The sequence below is a fragment of the uncultured Demequina sp. genome (genome assembly GCF_913055775.1).
Taxonomy (GTDB): domain Bacteria; phylum Actinomycetota; class Actinomycetes; order Actinomycetales; family Demequinaceae; genus Demequina.
In genome coordinates this window covers 1-3,142 of sequence record NZ_CAJXJX010000191.1, presented here as the reverse complement: position 1 = coordinate 3,142, position 3,142 = coordinate 1, and the positions used below count along the sequence as shown (strand labels likewise).

At 69.4% G+C, this 3,142-nt stretch carries 4 protein-coding genes; 1 reads left to right on the top strand and 3 read right to left on the bottom strand.

From position 1 onward, the window contains the following. The first annotated feature begins 79 nt into the window (after window positions 1–79). Complete coding sequence (locus QZ483_RS13285) at window positions 80–1,330, top strand: mechanosensitive ion channel family protein (protein ID WP_297084806.1); 1,251 nt, start codon at window positions 80–82, stop codon at window positions 1,328–1,330. A gap of 7 nt (window positions 1,331–1,337) precedes the next feature. Here QZ483_RS13285 and QZ483_RS13280 read toward each other — a convergent pair whose 3' ends face one another. The 3 genes from QZ483_RS13280 to QZ483_RS13270 form a co-directional block, all read right to left on the bottom strand. Next, complete coding sequence (locus QZ483_RS13280) at window positions 1,338–1,658, bottom strand: HepT-like ribonuclease domain-containing protein (protein WP_297084804.1); 321 nt, start codon at window positions 1,656–1,658, stop codon at window positions 1,338–1,340. Further along, window positions 1,655–2,125 carry a nucleotidyltransferase family protein gene (locus tag QZ483_RS13275; protein WP_297084802.1) on the bottom strand — a complete coding sequence of 157 codons (471 nt, stop codon included), beginning with the start codon at window positions 2,123–2,125 and terminating at the stop codon, window positions 1,655–1,657. Before QZ483_RS13275 ends, QZ483_RS13280 begins: the two co-directional genes overlap by 4 nt. A 152-nt stretch (window positions 2,126–2,277) precedes the next feature. After that, window positions 2,278–3,142: class I SAM-dependent methyltransferase (locus tag QZ483_RS13270; protein ID WP_297084800.1), on the bottom strand; the 865-nt coding region annotated here is incomplete at its 5' end.

The following is a 3,142-nucleotide window of genomic DNA, read 5'->3' as shown; positions in this document are numbered from 1 at the left end:
GCGGATCGAAAACTCGCGTTGACGCCCCCGAAACCTGTGCTCCGTAGCGTGGTGCACTGGCCCACCCGGGAGGATGCGCATGCTCGAGGAATCATTCAGCTTCATCGCCGCCGTGGCGATCGGAATCGGCGGAGCGGTGGTGGTCGCGCTCGCGGTCCATGTGGGGTTCCGCCTCGCCGCTCGCCGCCACGAGTGGGCGCGCGCGCTGTCCACGCAGGCGCGCAACCCGTTCTGGCTGCTGCTGATCATCATCGGCGCGTGGGTGGGGGTGCATGCCTCCCTGCGCGGCAGCGAGTGGCTGCCGTTGATCGGGCAGGCGTTCACGATCGCGGTGATCGGCGCATCGGCTTGGCTGCTGATCGCGTGCGTGCAGTTCGTCGCCGATCTCGCGATGGTCCACCACCGCATCGACGTGCCGGACAACCGGCTGGCACGCAAGTTGCACACGCAGACGCTGATCATTCGGCGCCTGGCGGTGGCACTGATCGTCGTGGTCGCGGTGGGGTCCGCGCTGCTCACCTTCGAGTCTGTGCGTGCGGTGGGAGCCTCGGTGCTGGCCTCCGCGGGCATCGCGTCCATCGTGGCCGGCCTCGCGGCGCAGTCGGTGCTGGCGAACATGTTCGCGGGGCTGCAGCTGGTGTTCTCCGATGCACTGCGCGTGGACGATGTCATCGTCGCCGAGGGCGAGTGGGGCAAGGTGGGCGAGATCACGCTCAGCTACGTGGTGCTCGACCTCTGGGACGACCGCCGGCTGGTGCTGCCCTGCACGTACTTCACGACCACGCCGTACCAGAACTGGACCCGGCAGGGCAGCGAGCTGTTGGGCTCGGTGGAGTTCGACCTGGACTGGCGGGTGTCGCCGCAGAAGATGCGCGAGCACCTCGAGTGGGTACTGACGCAGACGCCGCTGTACGACGGCCGCGCGAACGTGCTGCAGGTCACCGAGGCGACCGCCGGCTACGTGCGCGTGCGCATCCTCGTGACCGCGCAGGACGCTCCCACGCTGTATGACCTCCGGTGCTTCGTGCGCGAGGCGATGGTGCTGTGGATCCAGTCGGTGCTGCCGGACGCCGCACCCGCGCAGCGCGTGCTGGTGCAGGACGCCTCGCCGTCCACGGCGCATCGTGGGGTGCGTCGCGGTGGCAAGTCCGTGCCCGCCGAACAGGCGGGGGATTCGGGCCTGTTCCACGGCAGCGCCGCAGCCGAGGAGCGCGCCAGTCAGTTCACGCACGGCGTCGCGCGCGAGCCGCGCGAGGACGGGGAGCGGACCATGGAGGTGCCGGTGGTCGCCGTCGACGAGGCCGATGCGGGGGCTGGGGTGGAGCGCTAGGTCCGAGTCAGCTGGAACGGTAGGTCTCGATCCGTTCGCAGATCTCCGGGACATCGACTCGAACGGTTGCGAGAACGACGTCGGCTTCGACAAGCGCATAGGTGTGAGCGATACGGTTCCTCATGCCCCACATCGCTGACCAGGCGTCGCCAAAGAGTTCCTGTCGGACCATGGGAGCGACGCGATTCAGCGCGTCGAGGGCCGCGGCGAGCCGCATGCAGGTCGCGTCGATCGCTTTCTGATCAAGAGGCACGCTCGACGCGTGCCGTACCGCGAGGTCCAAGTGGAGAAGTGCGTCCGCGAAATGTTCATCATCGGTTCGGCTCACAACAGGACTGCTTCATTCAGCACCGACTCGCGGAGGTCAGGGCGCAATGACGAAGCCGGAACGAGATCCACGGCGACACCAATCAGTTCCGACAGGTGCTTCTCGACGGCAGAGAGTTGCATCAGGCTCAGCGGCTCGTCCATGTCGAAGACCAGGTCGACGTCGGAGTCGGGGCGGTCGGTGCCGCGCGCCGTCGAGCCGAACACTCGGACCCGACGGCCACCTGCCTCGGCCAGGGCGCGGCGTACTTCGGATGACTTGGCGCGCAATGCCTTCGCGTGGGGGGTGGTGCCGTGGAAGCGCAGCAGCCGGTTGACCTCGGGCTGGCTGCGGCCGATCTGCGCCGCGATCTCCGACTGAGTCATGCCGGCCGCGTGGGCGCGCCGCACGGCGTCGACGAGCTGGCGCCGCGCCGCCGCGACGGCAGCGTCCGTTCGCGCGGCGATGCTGCTGAGCGACTCTTCCATGGATCAAATATAGCAAGTGCTATGGAGGCGCCCGCGAGAGCGACGCTCAGGCTCCACTGGGTGACCCGGACGTCGCCAGAACGACACTGACGCTCCACTGGCGCGCTAAGGAAGGGGACGGGCGAGGCCGGCGGCGCGGGGAGGGGCGCTGGTCAGGCCGGCTGGTGGAGCTGGTAGAACCGGAAGAAGCCGAAGTCCTCGATGGGCAGCACCGAGATGTCCTCGAAGCCCGCGTCCTGGGCGTAGCCCTTGAGGATGGACGGCCGCATGACGGTGCCGGTACCGGCCGAGCCCTGCGAGGACATGCCATCCGGCAGGCATACGAACAGGCTGAAGCCGTACATGAGCCGCTCGACGTCGTCGCCCACGGTGAGGCCCTCGTCGCCCACGCCCTCGTCCATGACGACGACCACACCGCCGGGCTTCACCGCCCGGCGCACGGCCTCGAGCACCTCGACGGGGCGTGGCATGTCGTGCAGCGCCTCGAAGATGAAGACGGCGTCGTAGGTGCCCTCGACCTCCAGCGCGTCGCCTGCGCGGAACGTGACGCGGTCGCTCACGCCCGCCTCGGCTGCATTCTCGCGGGCGCGCTCGATCGACGGCTCGTCGATGTCGATGCCCACGATGGTCGCGTTCGGGTAGGCGTCTGCCAGGGCGATCGAGGACCAGCCGGCGCCGCAGGCGACGTCGGCGACCACCGCATCGGCCCTTCCCAAGGTCGCGTGGACGTCGGGCACCTTCTCGATCGCCTCGGCGAGCATCTGCTCGAACCACGGGCGGTTCATGGCGGCCTGCGACCAGCGGGCGTCGTCGCCCATCTGGTCCCAGCTCACGCCGCGGCCGGTGCGGTACGCGTCGAGGAGGGCGGGCATGTGGGTCGCGGCGCCCACGAGCATGCGCGCGAGCGGCGAGATGTAGGCGAGCGAGCGCTCGTCCGTGAGAGCCTCGGCGGCACCGGCGGGAAGGGCGAAGCGCGTGGGGGCGGCGCCGTCGGCCTCGAGATAGCCGGACGTCGCC

Coding starts and splice junctions, on each gene's coding strand:
- QZ483_RS13275 (WP_297084802.1), bottom strand. CDS start 2,125: ATGGAAGAGTCGCTCAGCAGCATCGCCGCGCGAACGGACGCTGCCGTC.
- QZ483_RS13285 (WP_297084806.1), top strand. CDS start 80: ATGCTCGAGGAATCATTCAGCTTCATCGCCGCCGTGGCGATCGGAATC.